Source organism: Actinoplanes sp. NPDC026623 (assembly GCF_040638275.1).
GTDB lineage: Bacteria > Actinomycetota > Actinomycetes > Mycobacteriales > Micromonosporaceae > Actinoplanes.
The window spans coordinates 1-1,890 of sequence record NZ_JBEZXZ010000422.1 but is presented as its reverse complement, the minus strand read 5'-3'; the positions used below and the strand labels follow the sequence as shown (position 1 = coordinate 1,890).

Below are 1,890 nucleotides of genomic sequence, written 5' to 3'. Positions count from 1 at the left end.
CCGGATCGCGGTGGCGGCCGGCACCCCCGGCCTGACCACGGTCGCCGACCGGCTGGCCGGCGTCGCGGCCGCCCTGCGCGCGCACGGCCTGTCCCTGGACGACCTGCCGGTGGTGCACACCGACTTCACCCGCGACGGCGGCCGGGCCGCGACGGAGCAGATCCTCGCCGACCACCCGGACACGACGGCGATCGTGGCGCTCAACGACGCGATGGCGATGGGCGTGCTGTCGGCGCTGCGGGCCCGCCGCGTCGGCGTGCCGGACCGGATGTCGGTGGTCGGCTTCGACGACGTCTCGGTGGCGGCGGACCTGGCACCGAGCCTGACGACGGTCCGCCTGCCGATGACGGACATGGGCCGGATGGCGCTGCAACTGGCGCTCAAGCCCCGCTCGGCCCGGCCCCGCCGGCGCGCCACCGGCCACCGTCTGATCGTCCGCGACTCGACCGGCCCGGCGCCTATCTAGGATGGGGCGATGGCCCTGACCGCGAACGACGTCGATCGGTTCGAGGCCTCCAGGCCGCGCCTGGAGGCCATCGCCTACCGCCTGCTCGGCTCCGCGGGCGAGGCCGAGGACGCCGTGCAGGAGACGTTCCTGCGCTGGCAGGCCGCCGAGGTCGACCGCATCGAGGTGCCCGAGGCCTGGCTCACCAAGGCGCTCACCAACCTCTGCCTCAACCAGCTCACCTCCGCCCGGGCCCGCCGCGAGACCTACGTCGGCCAGTGGCTTCCCGAGCCGCTGCTCGCCGGCGACCCGATGCTCGGCCCGGCCGAAACGGTCGAGCAGCGCGAGTCCGTCTCCTACGCGGTGCTCACCCTCATGGAGCGGCTCACGCCCAGCGAACGCGCCGTCTACGTGCTGCGGGCGGCGTTCGACTACCCGCACCGGGAGATCGCCGAGATCCTCGACATCACCGAGGCCGCCAGCCAGCAGATCTTCCACCGCGCCGGCAAGCACGTCGCGGGCGGCAAGGCCCGCGCCGAGGTTCCCGCGGCCGCCGCCCGGCGGATCGTCGAGGAGTTCCTGGCGGCCGCCACCAGCGGCGAGACCGGGTCGCTGGTGCGCCTGCTGACCGAGGACACCGTCGCGATCGGCGACGGCGGCGGAAAGGTCCCGGCCGGCGTGAAGCCGTTCCAGGGCGCCGCCGCGGTCGCGCGGCTCGTCTGGGGGCTGTTCCGGCCCGGCAAGGCCAAGCGCACCCTGGTCGGCGGCGCGCCCGGGGTCTACGCCGGCGTCGCCAACGGCGGGCCCGCCGTGCTGGCCGTCCTGGACGGCCGGGTCATCGGCGTCATGTGCCTTGAGGTCACCGCAGGCGGCATCGCCGCGGTCCGCAGCCAGGTCAACCCCGACAAGCTCGAACGCGCGACCGCCCGCTGGGCCGCCACCGACCACGGCGAGCCGCTGTTCAACGCCTTCTGACGCCCGGTGAGCTGCCTCACAACCCGAACCTGTCAGGAAACCGGGGGCTGCCCGGTTCAAGTGGCGAAATCTCGAGCCAGACAGACAGGAGCGAGCAGATGCCGCACCGCATCATCGTCCTCGGCGCCGGATACGCCGGCGCCGTCGTCGCCGGTCGCCTCGCCCGGCGGCTGCGCCGCGAGGACGTCGCCATCACCCTCGTCAACGCCGAGCCCGACTTCGTCGAGCGCGTACGCATGCACCAGCTTGCGACCGGCCAGGACCTCGCCCCCCGCCCGCTCGGCAAGATCCTGGCGGGCACCGGCGTCGCGCTGAGGATCGCGCGGGTCACCGCCGTCGACGTCCGGGCCCGGACCGTCGCGGTCGCCGGCGCGGACGGCACCGGGCAACTCGGCTACGACACGCTCGTCTACGCCCTCGGCAGCGCCTGGAACGCGCAGGGCGTGCCCGGGACCGCCGAGCACGCGTAC

At 74.6% G+C, this 1,890-nt stretch carries 3 protein-coding genes; all 3 read left to right on the top strand.

Annotated elements, in window-relative coordinates; all coding sequences use genetic code 11:
* A partial coding sequence (locus AB0F10_RS45445; protein WP_360640814.1) for a substrate-binding domain-containing protein occupies window positions 1–466 on the top strand: 466 nt, incomplete at its 5' end.
* Window positions 467–475: 9 nt separating this feature from the next.
* On the top strand, window positions 476–1,420 hold the full coding sequence (gene sigJ, locus AB0F10_RS45440) for an RNA polymerase sigma factor SigJ (protein WP_360640812.1): 945 nt from the start codon (window positions 476–478) through the stop codon (window positions 1,418–1,420).
* A 98-nt stretch (window positions 1,421–1,518) separates the two neighbouring features.
* The coding region (locus tag AB0F10_RS45435) for an FAD-dependent oxidoreductase (protein ID WP_360640810.1) at window positions 1,519–1,890 on the top strand (372 nt) is incomplete at its 3' end.